Origin of the sequence: Novosphingobium sp. B 225 (assembly GCF_002198665.1) — a bacterium.
In the GTDB taxonomy this organism is placed as follows: domain Bacteria; phylum Pseudomonadota; class Alphaproteobacteria; order Sphingomonadales; family Sphingomonadaceae; genus Novosphingobium.
In genome coordinates this window covers 17485-34328 of record NZ_MWLM01000029.1, presented here as the reverse complement: position 1 = coordinate 34328, position 16844 = coordinate 17485, and the positions used below count along the sequence as shown (strand labels likewise).

Here is a 16844-nt window from a genome sequence, read left to right as displayed (position 1 = left end):
CCATTAACCATGCTGGGCTAGGCCAAGCTCGGCATTTGCAAAGGGCGCGGCGCGTTGAAAATTCCGGTTCTGCATGGATTTCCCTGGCGCTGGGCGCTGACCTGGCTGGTCTTGCCACTGCTGCCGGTAATCCTGATGTGGCCGATCGGCGGACCGCCACTGGGCCGCTATGTCATGGGTTTCGGACTGTTCGCGCTGCTGGCCTCGCAGTTGCCCTGGTTGGCCGTCCGGCGCGCGGTGCTGCTGTTGCTGCCACTGGCCGTGGCCACGGTCTATGTCGGGGCGGTGTTCAACATCACGCTCTACAATTACGAACTGCTGCTGCCGTTCCTGCGCGAAGTGCGCCCGCTGCGCTCGCCGGAATATCTGCTCGGTGGGGGCGTGGTGGCGCTGGCGATGGCGCTCAGCTGGTGGCTTGCTCCGCGCGCGCCGGGCCCAAGCGGGCTGCGCGGCTGGGCGCTGGCTTTGCTGGCGGTGTTTGCGCTGACCAATGTGGACAATATGGCGACCGCGCGCACCGCGGGTTCCTATGTCGGCCTGCCCAAGGCCGGCGCGCCGTTCAATTCGGCGGTTCGTGCCGCCGGGCTGGAAGCGCCGGGGGCGCAACGCCGCCACCTGATTATTGTGCTGGTCGAAGCGCTGGGCGTGCCGCTCAATCCGGGCGAGAAGGCCTTGTTCGAGACAGACTGGAACCGCCCCGAGTGGCGCAGCCGCTATGACGTGACGCGCGGCGCGGTGCCCTATCACGGGTCCACCACCAGCGGCGAGCTGCGCGAACTGTGCGGGATCTGGGGCGATTACCACTCGGTCGATTTTGGCCAGCTCGATTGCCTGCCCGAACGCTATGCCCGTGCAGGTTACCGGGCCGAGGCGCTGCACGGGTTCGATGGCGGCTTTTTTGACCGCACCGCCTGGTGGCCCAGGCTGGGCTTTGCCAAAGTCAACTTCGGAGACGATCTGCTGGCCCAGGGTGCGAAGCCATGTGGCGGGGTGTTCCCGGGGGCCTGCGATAACAGCGTGCTGCCGCTGCTCGCCCAGCGCCTGCGCGGCGCGAAGCAGCCGCAACTGCTATATTGGGTCACGCTCAATTCACACTTGCCGGTGCTGGCTGATCCCGCGCTGGGGACCGATAACTGCACCTTCGGCGGCGCAGCGCTGGCCGATGGCCCGCCGATGCTGTGCCGCCTGTTCCTGGTCCACCACAACCTGTCGGACGCGCTGACCCGGATGGCGCTGGACCCGACCTTGCCCAAGACTGACATTCTGATTGTCGGCGATCATATGCCGCCGTTCTTCCAGCGCAACGCCCGCCTGCGCTTTGATGGCGAACGGGTGCCGTGGGTGCTGCTGAAGGCCAAAGACTGATAACCAAACGAAAAGGCGGCCCCGCAGGACCGCCTTGTTCGTTTCACGGCTGGATGCCGGTTCAGCCCTCGACGTGTTCGGCCAGCACGGTCAGCCCGTTCGCGCCCACTTCGGCGAAACCGCCCTGGACCTGGATTTCTTCCGGCTGGCCATTTTCGGTGCGATAGACCTTGATCGCGCCGTCGCGGACGGTCGACATGAACGGCGCGTGGCCTTCGAGCACGCCGAATTCACCCTCGGCGCCGGGGACGACCACCATATGGACGTCTTCCGAACGGACGAGCCGGGCGGGGGTTACGAGTTCGAAGTGCAGAGCCATCTTTACTTTCCTTTCCCCTCCGCTTCAGAGGAGGGGCAGTGAGACGTGGGAGCGTGCTGCCCAGTCGCAACGGTGTGGTGCTGCGACCATAGGTGACGCCGGTGTAAACCGCCACCACCCTCAACCCCCTCCTCTGAAGAAGAGGGGGCTTAGGTGCTTACGCGTCCTCAGCCAGCTTCTTGGCCTTGGCGACCGCTTCGTCGATCCCGCCGACCATATAGAAGGCGGCTTCGGGCAGGTGATCGTATTCGCCGTCAACCACCGCCTTGAACGAAGCCACAGTGTCTTCCACCTGGACGAACTTGCCCGGGATGTTGGTGAACACTTCGGCGACGTGGAACGGCTGTGACAGGAAGCGCTGGATCTTGCGGGCGCGGGCCACGGTCAGCTTATCTTCCTCGCTCAGTTCGTCCATGCCGAGAATGGCGATGATGTCCTGCAGCGACTTGTACTTCTGCAGCGTTTCCTGAACGCGGCGGGCGGTGTCGTAGTGTTCCTGACCAACGACGGCCGGGGTCAGCACGCGGCTGGTCGAATCGAGCGGGTCAACCGCCGGATAGATGCCCAGTTCCGAGATCGCGCGGTTCAGCGTGGTGGTCGCGTCCAAGTGCGCGAACGAGGTGGCCGGCGCAGGGTCGGTAAGATCGTCCGCAGGCACGTAGATCGCCTGGACCGAGGTGATCGAACCCTTGTTGGTCGAGGTGATGCGTTCCTGCAGCGCACCCATGTCGGTCGCGAGGGTCGGCTGATAGCCCACTGCCGAAGGAATACGGCCCAGCAGCGCCGACACTTCCGAACCAGCCTGGGTAAAGCGGAAGATGTTGTCCACGAAGAACAGCACGTCCTGGCCTTCTTCGTCGCGGAAGTATTCGGCCATGGTCAGACCCGACAGCGCCACGCGGGCACGCGCGCCCGGGGGTTCGTTCATCTGACCGAACACCAGTGCCACCTTCGAACCGTCCGGCGTCGGGTTGCCGTCCTTGTCCTTGGCGATAACGCCTGCGTCGAGGAATTCGTGGTACAGATCGTTGCCTTCGCGGGTGCGTTCACCCACGCCGGCGAACACCGAAACGCCGCCGTGGCCCTTGGCGATGTTGTTGATCAGTTCCTGGATCAGCACGGTCTTGCCAACGCCGGCGCCGCCGAACAGGCCGATCTTGCCGCCGCGCGCATAGGGCGCGAGCAGATCGATTACCTTGATCCCGGTGACGAGAATGGCGGCTTCGGTCGACTGGTCGACAAATTCGGGAGCCTTGGCGTGGATCGGGCTGCGCTTGTCAGCGTTGACCGGGCCCTGTTCGTCGATCGGCTCACCGATCACGTTCATGATGCGGCCCAGCGTCATCGGGCCAACCGGGACCGAGATCTGCGCGCCGGTGGCGGTCACAGCCTGACCGCGGGTCAACCCGTCGGTGGCGTCCATCGCGATGGTGCGCACGGTGTTTTCACCCAGGTGCTGCGCCACTTCGAGCACCAGGCGGGTGCCGTTGTTGTCGGTTTCCAGTGCCGAGAGAATCGCCGGCAGCTCGCCGGTGAAGGTCACGTCGACGACGGCGCCGATCACCTGGCTGATCTTGCCGGTTCCGGCGGCGGCGGGAGCGGTCTTTGCTTTCTTGGCGGCGGTTGCCATGGTCTTTTCCTTGCCTTCGATTGCTTAGAGCGCTTCCGCGCCAGCGATAATTTCAATCAGTTCAGTCGTAATCGCGGCCTGACGGCTGCGGTTGTACTGGATGGTCAGCTTGTTGATCAGCTCGCCCGCGTTGCGCGTGGCATTGTCCATCGCGGTCATCGATGCGCCCTGTTCGCTGGCCTGGTTTTCCAGCAGCGCGCCGAACAGCTGGGTGCGCAGATAGCGCGGCAGCAGTTCAGCCAGGATCGCTTCTTCCTCAGGCTCATATTCCACCACTGCGCCGGTATCGGCCGCAACCGCCTTGGGGGCAGGAACGGGGATGATCTGGAGCTGGGTCGGATCCTGAGCCAGCGCGCTCTTGAACTTGGCATAGAACAGATGCGCGACGTCAAACTTGCCCGCTTCATACAGCGAGACCAGTTCGGCAGCGATCTTTTCCGCTTCGGCAAAGCCGGGTTCGCGCACGTCAGTGGTGTCGAAACTGGCGAGGATCGCGTTGGGGTAGTTCCGGCGGATCACCGCACGGCCCTTGCGGCCGACGAGGTAGAACAGCACGGTCTTGCCCTGCGCCTGCAGGTCCTTGGCTGCAAGGATCGCCGCCTTGACGATGTTCGAATTGAACGCGCCGCACAGACCCTTGTCCGAGTTGGCGACGACCAGCAGGTGAACCTGATCCTTGCCGGTGCCAGCGAGCAGCTTGGGGCTGTTTTCGCTGACCACGACCTTGCTGGCGATCGAGCCCATCACTTCCGCCAGCCGCGCGGCATAGGGACGCGCGGCTTCGGCATTGGCCTGGGCCCGGCGCAGCTTGGCAGCTGCGACCATCTGCTTGGCCTTGGTGATCTTCTGGGTCGATTTGACCGAGTTGATCCGCCCTTTGAGTTCCTTAAGCGAGGCCATCTAGCCTTACCCCTTCAATCGGATCAGGCGAACTGCTTCGCAAAGGCGTCGAGCGCGGCGACGGTGCCCTTCTTGGCATCGTCCCCGAAATCGCGGCTGTCACGGATCGTCTTCAGCACATCGGCGTGCTTGTCACGCATGAAGCTGAGCATTTCAGCTTCATAACGGGTGACATCGCCGGTCGGGATGCTGTCCAGATAGCCGTTGGTGCCCGCGAAGATCGACACGGTCTGCTCTTCGAACGACAGCGGGCTGAACTGCGCCTGCTTGAGCAGTTCGGTCAGCCGCGCACCGCGGTTGAGCAGCTTCTGGGTCGACGCGTCGAGGTCCGAACCGAACTGGGCGAAGGCCGCCATTTCGCGGTACTGCGCCAGCTCCAGCTTGATCGAGCCCGAAACCTTCTTCATCGCCTTGGTCTGCGCGGCGCCGCCGACGCGGCTAACCGACAGACCGACGTTGATCGCCGGACGGACGCCCTGATAGAACAGGCCGGTTTCAAGGAAGATCTGGCCGTCGGTGATCGAAATCACGTTGGTCGGAATGTAGGCCGAAACGTCGCCCGCCTGGGTTTCGATGATCGGCAGCGCGGTGAGGCTGCCACCGCCCTGGCTGTCATTCATCTTCGCCGCGCGTTCGAGCAGACGGCTGTGGAGATAGAACACGTCGCCCGGATAGGCTTCGCGGCCCGGCGGGCGGCGCAGCAGCAGCGACATCTGGCGATAGGCGACGGCCTGCTTGGAAAGGTCGTCATACACGATCACGGCGTGCATGCCGTTGTCGCGGAAGAATTCGCCCATGGTGGCACCGGTGTAGGGCGCGAGGTACTGCAGCGGGGCGGGTTCCGATGCGGTCGCGGCGACCACGATCGAATATTCCATCGCGCCGTTTTCTTCGAGCTGACGCACGATCTGCGCCACGGTCGAACGCTTTTGACCGACGGCGACGTAGATGCAGTACAGCTTCTTCTTTTCGTCGGTGCCCTGGTTGGCTTCCTTCTGGTTGATGAAGGTGTCGATCGCGACGGCGGTCTTGCCAGTCTGGCGGTCACCGATGATCAGTTCGCGCTGGCCGCGGCCGACGGGAACGAGCGCGTCGATCGCCTTGAGCCCGGTCTGCACCGGTTCGTTGACCGACTGGCGCGGGATGATGCCCGGGGCCTTCACTTCAACGCGCTGACGGCTGGCGGCTTCGATCGGGCCTTTGCCGTCGATCGGGTTGCCCAGCGCATCGACCACGCGGCCCAGCAGGCCCTTGCCAACCGGAACGTCCACGATGGTGCCGGTCCGCTTGACGACGTCGCCTTCCTTGATCTCGCTGTCCGAGCCGAAGATCACGACGCCGACGTTGTCGGTTTCGAGGTTCAGGGTCATGCCCTTCACGCCATTGGCGAATTCGACCATTTCACCGGCCTGGACCTGATCCAGCCCGTGAATGCGGGCGATACCGTCACCGACCGACAGCACCGAACCGACTTCCGAGACCTGGGCCTCGGTGCCAAAGCTGGCGATCTGGTCCTTGATGACCTTCGAGATTTCAGCGGCGCGGATATCCATCATTCAGCCTTTCATCGCGTTAGCGAGAGTGTTCAAACGGGTACGGATCGAGCTGTCGATCTGGGTCGAACCGATCCTGACGACGAGGCCGCCGAGCAATTCGGGATCGACCTTGGAAGTAAGCTTCACGTCCTTGCCTTCGCGCGCTTTCAGCTTTTCGGCGAGCGTCTTGAGCTGGGCGGCGGACAGGGGGTGAGCGGAAGTGACTTCGGCGCTGACTTCACCGCGGGCAGCGGCGGCGATAGTGCTGAAGGCGCGAACCACATCGGGCAGCGCGGCCAGTCGGCGATTTTCGGCCAGCACGCCAAGGAAGTTCTGGGTTAGCGGAGAGACCTTGAACAGCTTGCCCACGGCGGTCATGGCGCTGCCGGCGGCGTCACGCGTAACGCGCGGGTTGCGAATCAGTGCGGCCAGATCGGCGCTTTCGGCAATGGCCGCGCCCAGCGCATTCAGATCAGATTCGACGGCAGCAACCTTGCCGCCTTCGCTGGCCAGGTCAAACAATGCAGAGGCGTAACGCCCTTGCAAACTCGCTGTAATGCCGCCGGAATTATCCACGCGCCTTGGTTCCTTGCATCGAATGCGTTGGCGGGGCGGGTGACAAGCCTGACTTGTCTTCGCCCCTTGAGACGGGGGCGCGCATAGCATGATTGTGCTGCGATGCAAGGTGGGGCAGGGTGCTTTTGGAAAAGTTGGCAACACCGGCTGGCTCCACCTGCCTGGCCAGTCACAGGGCGCCTTCAGCGGGAGGCCGGGCAGGTGGAACGGGCTGGTGTTGGTTGAATTCACCGACAAGGTGATTTCCCCACGGGTATTCTAGGACGGCAGCTGATGGGCGAAACGATCAAGATCACAATGGCCGATGGCTTCGAGATGCCATGCTATCATGCCGTCCCGGCGGGCGAGCGGCGCGGCGGGCTGGTGCTGGTGCAGGAAATTTTCGGGGTGACCGATCATATCCGCGAGTTGTGCGATGAATATGCCGAAGATGGCTATGAAGTAATCAGCCCCGGCCTGTTTGAACGAATCGAGCCCGGCTGCGCGCTGGGCTATTCCGGGGCCGACTGGGAACGTGCGGTGCAGATCGCGCGGGACGAACACGATTGGGAACAGGGGCTGGACGATACCCGCCGGGTGATCGCCTGGCTGAAAGCGCGTTTCAGTGAAATCGGGGGCGGGCCGCTGTTCATCGTCGGCTATTGCTTCGGCGGCTCGGTCGCCTGGCGCATGGCGCAGACCTGCGATGATATCGCTGCAGCCAGTTGCTATTACGGCGGACTGATCGCCACCCGCTTTGCCGATGAAGCACCGCGCTGCGCGACGATCGCCCATTTCGGACGCTATGATTCGCTGGTGCCGATCGAGCCTGTCGAAGCTTTGATTGCCAAAGGGCATCCCACCGCGCAGCACTTTATCTATGAGGCTGGCCACGGCTTTAATTCCGACCGTCGCAAGGACTGGCACCCTGAAAGCGCCGATCTGGCAAAGGAGCGGACCTTGATGCTGTTCAGGGCGCTGGGGGGATAGCATGTCCCGCATCCTCATTATTCTGCCTCAGACCGATTTTGATCCCACCGAGGTTGCCTTTCCCTGGCTGGTCTGGACCCGCGCCGGGCATGAGGTGGTGTTTGCGAGCGAGACCGGCATGCCTGCGGCTTGCGATCCGGTGACGCTGACAGGTGAAGGACTGCCCTGGCTGGCGCGGTCGCTCAGGGCGCGGGAAGAGGCAATCGCGGCCTATGCAGCGATGGCGGCGCATCCGGCCTTCATGGAACCGATCCGCTGGGATCAGGCGCAGGCCGGTGACTATGCCGCACTGCATTTTCCCGGCGGGCACGCGCCGGGCATGAAGAGTTACTGCGAATCAGCCGAAGTCCACCGTCTGGCGCGGGCGGCTTTCGCGGCGGACCAGCCGGTCAGCGCGGTGTGCCACGGGGTATTGCCGCTCGCCCGTGCCGGGGTGTTGGCGGGTAAAACCACCACGGCATTGACCCGGATCATGGAGGGAGTGGCGGTGCGGTTGACCCGGTCCGCTATGCCAGGCCACTATCAGACCTATCCCGAAAGCGTCGAAAACGAAGTGCGCCGCCTGATCCGCCCCGGTGGCCGATTTGAAACCGGTCCGGTCCTGCCCCGCTATGCCGATGCGGCGCACCCGCAGGACGGCTTTGTTGTGCAGGACGGGAACTATCTTTCAGCGCGCTGGCCGGGGGATGCCTGGACCTTGGGGCTTCGACTGCTCGATCTGCTTTGAGCGCAAGGCGCGGGACGCGATGGGCGTCTGTTTTGCTTATGGCTTGCTTCCATAAGGAGCCATGCCATGACTGAGACAATGACCGAACCGCTCGATGATGACCTGTGCTGGCAAGCCGCTCTGGCACGCGACCGGGCGTTTGACGGACGGTTTGTATCGGGGGTTCTGTCGACAGGAATCTATTGTCGTCCATCATGTCCGGCGCGGCATCCAAAGCGGGAGAACGTGCGGTTCTTTGCCGATGGCGGCGCTGCGCGGGCGGCAGGGCTGCGGCCGTGCAAGCGCTGCTGCCCCGACGATGTCAGCCGGGATGAGCGCGCGGTGCTGAGCGCGATCGCAGCGATCAAGGCGGCAGAGCAGCCGCTGGCGCTGGCCGCGCTCGCGGCAGAGACCGGCTATTCGCCGAGCCATTTCCAGCGGGTCTTCACCCGCCACACCGGCCTGTCCCCCGCCGCCTATGCCCGCGCCCTGATGGCCGAGCGGGCCAAGGAGGCACTGACCGGAGAGGGGCAGGTTACCCCGGCAATCTATGCGGCGGGCTATTCAGCGCCGTCGCGGTTCTATGATGCGAACAAGGAGCGACTGGGCATGACGCCATCGGCTTGGGCCAACGGGGGCAAGGGGGTAACAATCCATTGGGCAGCGGTGCCAACCAGTCTGGGGCAGATGCTGGTCGCCGCGAGCGACAAGGGCGTGTGCCGCCTCTCCTTCAATGAAGGCCGCGAAGCGCTGGAACAGCGGTTTGGGCAGGCCGAGCTGGTTGAAGGCGGAGAGGACTTTGCAAAGCTGCTGGCCGATGTGGTCGCCGCAGTCGAAGCACCCGGCGATTTTGCGCACATTCCGATCGATGTGAAGGGCACTGCCTTTCAGGAAGCGGTGTGGCGCGAACTGCGCAAGATCCCACTGGGAGAAACCCGCACTTACGCCGAATTGGCGGCGGCGGCAGGCAATCCCAAGGCGGTGCGCGCGGCGGGCAGTGCCAATGGTTCCAACCATGTTTCAGTGCTGATCCCGTGCCACCGGGTGATCCGCACCGGCGGCGGGCTGGGCGGCTATGCCTGGGGCCTCGAGATCAAGCGCAGGTTGCTGGAAAAGGAAGGCGCGGTGCTGAACCTGGGCGATTGACTTGGTATTCCCTTACTGTATTGGCTTTATAATACAGTAAGGGAATTGACGAATGAGTGTGATCAAGCCCGACCAACCGCTTGCCTTGCGGGTCTTGCGGTTTCCATTGACCCTGCTGGTGCTGGGGTTTGTGGCTTTCTCCGTGCTCTATCTGGCAACGGCGATCATAGGTGGTCGGCCGGAGATACTGCACCGCAGCCCGCTTCAGCCCCTGGTGATCCTGGCAGGGTGCGCACTGACCATCTGGCTCTACAAGCTGTTCCAGCGCCGGGTTGAACTGCGCGACGATGTGGAATTTGCATTTGCTGGCGCGGGCACGGAACTGGCCCAAGGGCTGGGGATCGGATTTGCCGTGTTCAGCGCTGCTGCACTCACCGCTGTGCTAGCAGGGGGCATGCAGATCGAGGGGTTGCGCGGCGGGATTGGCAACCTGTGGGGCATGCTGTCCATGGCGATCATATCCGGCTTGTTTGAGGAACTGCTATTCCGCGGGATTGCCTTTCGCCAGCTGGAAAACCTGCTTGGCACCTGGGCGGCGCTGGCCTTGACCAGCGCTTTCTTCGGGCTGGCCCATATCGGCAATCCCGATGCGACCTGGTTCGCCGCCTTTGCGATTGCGGTTGAAGCCGGAATCCTGCTCGGCGCGGCCTATATGGTCACCCGGCGACTGTGGCTGGCGGCGGGGATCCACGCCGCCTGGAACTTTACCCAGGGCTGGGTCTTTTCAGTCCCGGTATCGGGCGGGGACGCGCCGGAAGGATTGCTGCGGACCAGCTTCTCGGGCCCGGTCTGGCTCAATGGCGGTGCCTTTGGGTTGGAGGCTTCGGTCCCTGCGCTGGTTGTGGCAACGCTTGCCGGGCTCTACTTGCTGCGGGTGGGGATTATCCGGCACGGCTTGATCGCGCCGCTCTGGCAGCGCAAGCTGGGGCAAACGACGGGAGAGACCGAATGACCATGCCCCTGCCGCAAGGCGCCCCTGCCACCTTGCGGGATGCCTTTGCCCATATCGGAGCGGTAACCGCGCCAACTGTGCTGGACGTCAAAGTCCTGGCGCTGACCGAAGCAGCCGCGATGACGCTCTACTACAAGACCGCCGAGGGGACCGACAACGCCGCTGTGCGCGACCTGCTGCATGCCAACGGCCGCGAAGAATTCCTCCACGCCCAGCGCGCGGCCCTGGCGGTGAAGGCAATCAGCGGCGAGGATTTCTTCCCCCCGCTGGCGGAAGACAACCCGTATTTGCAGGACGGCGGGGCCCCCTTTGCCCCGGTGACGGCGGAAGCACTGAAAGGACTCGCCCAGGGCGAATTCGGCGGTGAGGCGCTGTACGAGAAATGGGCCGTTGCAACCGACAACGCCGAAGCCGCGCGGCTGTTCCGGCTTAACGGCAAGGAAGAGACCGACCACGGCAACCGACTGCTGCAAGCGGCGGCCTTGCTCTAAACAAAACTGTACGGATCGATATCCACCCCAACCCGCACGCCGGGGGGGAACGTGAACTGGCCCAGCCATTCGCGGATCACGGCCTGCACCTGCGCGCTGCGCCGGGCGTTGATCAGCAGGCGGTAGCGATACCGGCCGCGCAGCAGGGATAATGGGGCCGGAGCCGGGCCGAGCACCATGACATCGGGCAGGTTCGGCCGTTTGCCGCCGATCGCGCGGGCGGCATCGCGGGCCTCTGCCTCGTCTTCGCTCGACACGATGATCGCCGCCCAGCGCCCGAACGGTGGCGCCCCGGCATCGCGGCGGGCTTCGGTTTCGGCGGCGTAGAAGGCGTCGCGGTCGCCTTTGGCAAGCGCGGCGATCACAGCAGCTTCGGGGTGGCGGGTCTGGATCAGAACTTCGCCCGGTTTCTCCCCGCGCCCGGCGCGGCCAGATACCTGTGCGACCTGCTGATAGGTCCGCTCGGCCGCGCGCAGATCGCCGCCTTCCAGCCCAAGATCGGCATCGATAACGCCAACCAGCGTCAGTTCGGGAAAGTGATAACCCTTGGTCACCAATTGCGTGCCGATGATCACGTCGATCGCTTTGGCTTCGGCCTTGGCGACGAATTCACTGATCTTTTCCGGACTGTTGAGTGTGTCGCTGGTCACTACTGCCAGCCGCGCTTCGGGCAGCAGTTCGACCACTTCGTCGGCGATCCGTTCCACCCCGGGGCCGCAAGCGACCAGGCAATCGCCGGTGTGGCATTCGGGACATTCATCCGGCACGCCGACCTGGTGGCCGCAGTGGTGGCAGGCCATCCGCCGCGACAGCCGGTGCTCGACCAGCCAGGCGCTGCAATTGGGGCATTGAAACCGGTAGCCGCAGTGGCGGCACAGCGTCAGTGGGGCATAGCCGCGCCGGTTCAGGAACAACAGTGATTGCTCACCTTTAAGCAGCCGGTCCTTGAGCTCGCTGACCAGCCGCGGGGAAAGCCAGCGCCCGCGTGGCGGGGCTTCTTCGCGCAGGTCAACGATCTGAACATCGGGCAGCTCCGCCCCGCCGAACCGCGCGGGCAGATCGACTTTGGTATAGGTGCCCTGTTCCGCCAGTTGCAGCGATTCCAGCGCCGGGGTGGCGCTGGCCAGGATCACCGGGATGCTTTCAAACCGCGCCCGGATCACCGCCACATCGCGCGCGTTATAGCGCACCCCGTCATCCTGCTTGAAGCTGACTTCGTGCGCTTCATCGACGACGATCAGCCCCAACGCCTTGTAGGGCATGAACAAGGCCGAGCGTGCGCCGACCACGACCTGCGCTTGCCCGCCTACGATTGCCCGCCAGGCGCGGCGGCGCTCGCTTTGCTTGAGGCTGGAATGCCACAGCACTGGCGGCGTGCCGAACCGCGCCTCGAACCGGCGCAGGAAGTTCTCGGTCAGCGCGATTTCGGGCAACAGCACCAGCACTTGTTTGCGTAGCCGCAGCGCCTGGGCGACGGCTTCGAAATAGCATTCGGTCTTGCCCGATCCGGTCACCCCGTCGAGCAGGAATGGCTGGAACGTATGCCCCTCCACCGCCGCGACGAATTGATCGGCGGCGGCTTGCTGGTCCGGGTTGAGCTGGGGTTGGACGAAATCGGGATTGGCGCGGGGGTAGGGACGGTCAAGATCGACCGTGACCGGCTCCAGCAGCCCCGCGCCCACCATCCCGCGCAGCACCCCTTCGCTGACGCTGGCTAGTTCCGCCAGTTCGCGGATGGAGGCCTGTTCGCCGTGGAGCGCATCCAAAGCGGCGGCGCGCTGCGGGGTCAGGCGCGCAGGCTCTACCCCGCTCAGCCGGTATTCGGTTGCCGTGCCGCCGCCGCGCAGCGCGGCCATCGATCCCAGCGACATCCGCGCCACCGCGTTCATTGGCGCGACGTAATAGTCTGCACACCATTCGATCAGGCGGCGTAGCGGCGCGGGGAAGGGCGGAACGGGCAGCAGTTCCAGTAGCGGGCGCAGCTTGGCATCCGGCACTTCGGTGCCTTCCAGCCGCTCTGGTTCCCACACGATCCCAAGCACCTGGCGTGGCCCCAGCGGGGCGAGCACGACTGAGCCAAGCTCGACCGCCATACCCGGCGGCACCCGGTAATCGAGCACGTTCAGGACCGGGTTGAACACAAGGAGTCGGACGCGCTGCATCAGACCTCCTATATGGGGTGGCGCGGCGCTGTCACCGGGGTATAGGCTCGAAGGACAGATTCGATGCATCCGTTACAGGGGGCCAGACCCAATGAAATTTTTCGCCGACACCGCCGAAATCGCCGACATCAAGGAGCTGGCCGCCACCGGGCTGCTCGATGGGGTTACCACAAATCCCAGCCTGATCATGAAATCGGGCCGCGATTTCATGGAAGTGACCCGCGAGATCTGCGGAATCGTCGATGGTCCGGTCAGCGCCGAAGTGGTCGCACTCGATCACGCTGGGATGATGCGCGAGGCTGAAGTACTGCGCAAGATCGCCGACAACGTGTGCATCAAGGTGCCCCTTACGATCGACGGGTTGCAAACCTGCAAGGCGCTGACCAGCGACGGCACCATGGTCAACGTCACGCTGTGCTTTTCCGCCAACCAGGCGCTGCTTGCGGCCAAAGCCGGGGCAACTTTCGTCTCGCCGTTCGTGGGCCGCCACGATGACAACGGCTTTGACGGGATGGAACTGATCAGCGACATTCGCCTGATCTATGACAATTATGATTTCGAGACCGAAATCCTCGTCGCCTCGGTCCGCCACGGCCTCCACGTGCTTCAAGCCGCCAAGATCGGCGCCGACGTGATGACTGCGCCGCCGGCCGTGATCAAAGGGCTGGTCAAGCACGTCCTGACCGACAAGGGCATCGAAGGCTTTATGGCCGATTGGGCCAAGACCGGACAGAGCATCTGAAAAGGCCCTGAATGTCCGACGAATCCCCCCTCGATCGCTTCAAAAGCGTCCTGACCGGTGCCAGCCGAGCGATCGCGCATGAGCCGGAAGTGGAAGTGGCCTGGACCGCCGACGCTGCGGTGGCCAATGGCAAAAACTTTCGCGTGCCCATGCCCGGCCGCACCTTGCCGCGCGAGCAGGCAATGGAGGCGCGCGGGTTCGCGGATGCGATGGCGCTGAAACTCAAGCACCATGACGAGGCGCTCCACGCCCGCCATGCACCCAGCGAGCCTTCCGCCCGCGCTTGCTATGACGCGGTGGAGGCGGTGCGCTATGAAGCGCTTGGTGCCAACGCTTACGCCGGAATGCGCGCCAATCTGGACGCGGCGACCATGGTGCGGCTGGGCGGCGATCCGATCACCCGCGCCAGCCGGCCCGATGAAGTGCCCTTGCAGGCCGCGCTGGGCCTGTTGCTGCGCGAACACCTGACCGGCCAGCCCGTGCCCGAAAGCGCGCGCGCCGGTGTGGAAATGCTGCGCGGCTGGATTGGCGACAAGGCGGGCAAGGATTTCGATGCGCTGGCGCTGACGCTGGATGATCAGAAGGCTTTCCAGAAGCTGACGCTGGACATGCTCCAGCATCTGGAGCTGACCCGCACCGACCAGCTTGAGCCCGATACCGAAGACGGCGAGGATCAGGACGGCGAGGACGACAGCGACGATTCCGGCGAAGACGGCGAATCCCAGCAGGACGACAGCGCGGGCGAAGTCGCCGCCGAACCGAGCGAGGGTGAGGAAGACGGCGAGGGTGAGACCGAACGGCAGATGGAGGAAGACTCCTCCGATGGTGAAGCGGGCGACGAGGGCGAGGAAGGGATGCTCCCCGTCCGGCCCAACCGTCCGTGGACCGATCTGCCCGCCAATTTCGATTACAAGGCCTATACTGAAGCCTTCGACGAAGTCGTCGCCGCGCAGGACCTGTGTGACGAGGATGAACTGACCCGGCTGCGCGCCTATCTCGATGCGCAGCTCAAGGGCTTGCAGGGGATTGTCACCAAGCTGGCCAACCGGCTGCAACGCCGCCTGATGGCGCAGCAGAACCGCAGCTGGGATTTCGATCAGGAAGAAGGCATTCTGGACGCCGCGCGGCTCGCCCGGGTGGTGGTCTCGCCCGGCTCCTCGCTCAGCTACAAGATCGAGCGCGATGTCGAGTTCAAGGACACGATCGTCACCCTGCTGATCGACAACAGCGGATCGATGCGCGGCCGCCCGATCTCGATCGCCGCGATCAGCGCGGATGTGCTGGCCCGCACGCTGGAGCGCTGCGGGGTCAAGACCGAGATTCTGGGTTTCACCACCCGCGCGTGGAAAGGCGGGCAAAGCCGCGAGGCATGGCTCGGCACCGGCAAACCCGCGCACCCGGGCCGCCTCAACGATTTGCGCCACATCGTCTATAAACGCGCTGACGAGCCCTATCGCCGCAGCCGCCGCAACCTTGGCCTGATGATGCGCGAAGGCCTGCTCAAGGAAAACATCGACGGCGAAGCGCTGCTCTGGGCCCACACCCGCCTGCTCGCCCGGCCCGAAGATCGCCGCGTGCTGATGGTGATTTCGGACGGTGCGCCGGTCGATGACAGCACCCTCAGCGTGAACTCTGCCGGTTACCTCGAACAGCACTTGCGCAAGGTGATCGACTGGATCGAACGCCAGAGCCCAGTGCAACTGGTGGCGATCGGCATCGGCCACGACGTAACCCGCTATTACCGCCGCGCGGTGACGATCATGGACGTCGAGCAGCTGGGCGGGACGATGATCGAGCAGCTGGCGGGGCTGTTCGAGGAGGAATAGGGCGTGCTTGTCGGATCATACAAAGTATGATCTAGTATGATGTATGAGCAAGCTTGAACGCATCACTGTGACCATGACCGAGGAAATGGTTGCGACCATTACAGCCGCCGTGGATAGTGGCGACTATGCCACGACCAGCGAGGTGATCCGCGAGGCAATGCGGGACTGGGCGGATCAGCAGGAACGGCGCCAAGCCAAACTGGCGCGATGGCGCGAGCTTATTGCCGAGGGCGAAAAGGGGCCTTTCCTTGATGGCGAGACTGTCCTCAATGAACTGGAAGATTACGTTTCCGAGCTGGTTCGCGAAGGCGATGCCGATCAAGCTGTATGAGATTCATCGTCGCGGCCAAGGCACGGGCCGATCTGTTCGAAATCGCGCAGTACATCGCGCGCGACAATCGTGAACGGGCGCGGACGTATATCGTCGAACTCAACGAAAAGATCCGGGCTGTTGCCCGCGAACCTGAACTCTATGCGGTTAAGGAAAGCTGGGGCGGGGCCTATCGGTCCGCGCTGCACCAGCGCTATCACGTCATATTCCGTATAGAGGCCGAGCAGGTAGTATTTGTGCGAATCCTGCACGGCGCGCGCGACATCGCCGGAGAACTCGGGAGGAAATGGAATGAACGTCACCCAGGCCGTCACCTCCCGCCGCTCGATCCGGGCATTCCTGGATAAACCGGTCGATCCCGCCGTGCTGCGCCGGGTGCTGGAAACGGCGCAGAACGCGCCGTCTGGGGGGAATACCCAGCCGTGGAACGCGGTGATGGTTACCGGTGAGCCGCTGGCCCGGCTGACCGCGCATGTTGCCGAAGCGATTCCGCAGGGGCTGGCAGCCTACAGCGCTGAATACCCGATCTATCCGGCCGAGCTGGAGGGCCGCTATGCCGCCAGCCGGTTCGGTGTGGGCGAGGCGATGTATGCTGCGCTGGAGATCCCGCGCGAGGACAAGGCCGGGCGGATGGGGGTCTTTGCCAACAACTTTCGCGCATTCGGCGCGCCGGTGCTGATGCTGGTTCACACGCCCCGCTACATGGGCCTGCCGCAGTGGAGCGACATCGGCATGTGGCTGCAAACCGTGCTGCTGCTGCTGCGCGAAGAAGGGCTGGATAGCTGCGCGCAAGAGGCCTGGGCCGTGTACCAGAAACAGATCCGCGAAGTGGTGGCGATCCCCGATGACCACATTTTCTTCTGCGGCGTCGCGATCGGCTGGGGAGACCGCGAGGCTGCGGTCAACAGCTTCCCGGTCCCGCGCGAACCGCTGGACAATGTGGTGCGCTGGGAAGGGTTCTGAGCGCGGCGGGGGTGGAATAGTTCACGCAGAGGCGCAGAGGAAGAACAGAGGCGCAGAGGGGGGTAGCGCTTGCGGCGCAGTCGCCCTGACAATTCCGCAGATCGATTGAGAGCCTGCGGCGCAGCAATTCCAGCCCCTCCGCGTCTCCCTTTCTTCTCTGCGCCCCTGCGTGAACTATCCCGCGGTCCGATCTCCCGCGAAGTCTTGACCCGCACACCATCCCGCGTAAGG

17 protein-coding genes are annotated in these 16844 nt (G+C 64.1%); 11 read left to right on the top strand and 6 right to left on the bottom strand.

What is annotated here, in order from left to right:
- Positions 1-54: 54 nt before the first annotated feature.
- On the top strand, positions 55-1365 hold the full coding sequence (locus MNBBLIKP_RS03690) for a sulfatase-like hydrolase/transferase (protein ID WP_088307587.1): 1311 nt from the start codon (positions 55-57) through the stop codon (positions 1363-1365).
- A gap of 61 nt (positions 1366-1426) precedes the next feature.
- On the opposite strand, the gene MNBBLIKP_RS03685 is transcribed toward MNBBLIKP_RS03690, so the two are convergent.
- The 5 genes from MNBBLIKP_RS03685 to MNBBLIKP_RS03665 form a co-directional block, all read right to left on the bottom strand.
- The gene (locus MNBBLIKP_RS03685) at positions 1427-1684 is read right to left on the bottom strand and encodes an ATP synthase F1 subunit epsilon (RefSeq protein WP_088307585.1); all 258 of its coding nucleotides are present in this window, start codon (positions 1682-1684) and stop codon (positions 1427-1429) included.
- A 157-nt stretch (positions 1685-1841) separates the two neighbouring features.
- Positions 1842-3314: a F0F1 ATP synthase subunit beta gene (atpD, locus tag MNBBLIKP_RS03680; RefSeq protein WP_088307583.1), complete on the bottom strand. Its 1473-nt coding sequence runs from the start codon at positions 3312-3314 to the stop codon at positions 1842-1844.
- A gap of 24 nt (positions 3315-3338) precedes the next feature.
- Positions 3339-4214 carry a F0F1 ATP synthase subunit gamma gene (locus MNBBLIKP_RS03675; protein ID WP_088307581.1) on the bottom strand — a complete coding sequence of 292 codons (876 nt, stop codon included), beginning with the start codon at positions 4212-4214 and terminating at the stop codon, positions 3339-3341.
- Between the two features lie 23 nt (positions 4215-4237).
- Complete coding sequence (atpA, locus tag MNBBLIKP_RS03670; protein ID WP_088307725.1) at positions 4238-5767, bottom strand: F0F1 ATP synthase subunit alpha; 1530 nt, start codon at positions 5765-5767, stop codon at positions 4238-4240.
- A gap of 3 nt (positions 5768-5770) precedes the next feature.
- A complete protein-coding gene (locus tag MNBBLIKP_RS03665) occupies positions 5771-6325 on the bottom strand; it encodes a F0F1 ATP synthase subunit delta (protein ID WP_088307579.1) in 555 nt (184 codons plus the stop codon).
- Between the two features lie 273 nt (positions 6326-6598).
- On the opposite strand from MNBBLIKP_RS03665, the gene MNBBLIKP_RS03660 reads away from it, so the two are divergent.
- The 5 genes from MNBBLIKP_RS03660 (at position 6599) to MNBBLIKP_RS03640 (ending at position 10589) form a co-directional block, all read left to right on the top strand.
- Positions 6599-7294 carry a dienelactone hydrolase family protein gene (locus tag MNBBLIKP_RS03660; protein ID WP_088307577.1) on the top strand — a complete coding sequence of 232 codons (696 nt, stop codon included), beginning with the start codon at positions 6599-6601 and terminating at the stop codon, positions 7292-7294.
- Between the two features lies 1 nt (position 7295).
- Positions 7296-8021 carry a type 1 glutamine amidotransferase domain-containing protein gene (locus tag MNBBLIKP_RS03655; protein ID WP_088307575.1) on the top strand — a complete coding sequence of 242 codons (726 nt, stop codon included), beginning with the start codon at positions 7296-7298 and terminating at the stop codon, positions 8019-8021.
- Between the two features lie 66 nt (positions 8022-8087).
- Positions 8088-9146 carry a bifunctional transcriptional activator/DNA repair enzyme AdaA gene (locus tag MNBBLIKP_RS03650; RefSeq protein ID WP_088307573.1) on the top strand — a complete coding sequence of 353 codons (1059 nt, stop codon included), beginning with the start codon at positions 8088-8090 and terminating at the stop codon, positions 9144-9146.
- Positions 9147-9198: 52 nt separating this feature from the next.
- Positions 9199-10098: a CPBP family intramembrane glutamic endopeptidase gene (locus MNBBLIKP_RS03645; protein WP_088307571.1), complete on the top strand. Its 900-nt coding sequence runs from the start codon at positions 9199-9201 to the stop codon at positions 10096-10098.
- Positions 10095-10589, top strand: a complete 495-nt coding sequence (locus MNBBLIKP_RS03640; protein WP_140420520.1) for a ferritin-like domain-containing protein — start codon at positions 10095-10097, stop codon at positions 10587-10589. The genes MNBBLIKP_RS03645 and MNBBLIKP_RS03640 overlap by 4 nt, the downstream gene beginning before the upstream one ends.
- Here the strand turns inward: MNBBLIKP_RS03640 and MNBBLIKP_RS03635 are convergent.
- Positions 10586-12751: a primosomal protein N' gene (locus MNBBLIKP_RS03635; protein ID WP_088307567.1), complete on the bottom strand. Its 2166-nt coding sequence runs from the start codon at positions 12749-12751 to the stop codon at positions 10586-10588. The two genes, MNBBLIKP_RS03640 and MNBBLIKP_RS03635, sit on opposite strands and share 4 nt — an antisense overlap.
- A gap of 91 nt (positions 12752-12842) precedes the next feature.
- Here MNBBLIKP_RS03635 and fsa point away from each other — a divergent pair, with 91 nt between their 5' ends.
- Genes fsa through MNBBLIKP_RS03610 form a run of 5 tightly spaced genes read left to right on the top strand, consistent with a single transcriptional unit; the run spans position 12843 to position 16613 of the window.
- Entirely contained in the window at positions 12843-13493 is a 651-nt protein-coding gene (gene fsa / locus MNBBLIKP_RS03630) for a fructose-6-phosphate aldolase (protein ID WP_088307565.1), read from the top strand.
- Between the two features lie 11 nt (positions 13494-13504).
- Complete coding sequence (gene cobT / locus MNBBLIKP_RS03625) at positions 13505-15319, top strand: cobaltochelatase subunit CobT (RefSeq protein WP_088307563.1); 1815 nt, start codon at positions 13505-13507, stop codon at positions 15317-15319.
- A gap of 43 nt (positions 15320-15362) precedes the next feature.
- The gene (locus tag MNBBLIKP_RS03620) at positions 15363-15650 is read left to right on the top strand and encodes a ribbon-helix-helix domain-containing protein (protein ID WP_088307561.1); all 288 of its coding nucleotides are present in this window, start codon (positions 15363-15365) and stop codon (positions 15648-15650) included.
- Entirely contained in the window at positions 15647-15997 is a 351-nt protein-coding gene (locus MNBBLIKP_RS03615) for a type II toxin-antitoxin system RelE/ParE family toxin (protein ID WP_088307559.1), read from the top strand. Before MNBBLIKP_RS03620 ends, MNBBLIKP_RS03615 begins: the two co-directional genes overlap by 4 nt.
- Positions 15942-16613: a nitroreductase gene (locus tag MNBBLIKP_RS03610; protein ID WP_088307557.1), complete on the top strand. Its 672-nt coding sequence runs from the start codon at positions 15942-15944 to the stop codon at positions 16611-16613. The genes MNBBLIKP_RS03615 and MNBBLIKP_RS03610 overlap by 56 nt, the downstream gene beginning before the upstream one ends.
- Positions 16614-16844: the final 231 nt, after the last annotated feature.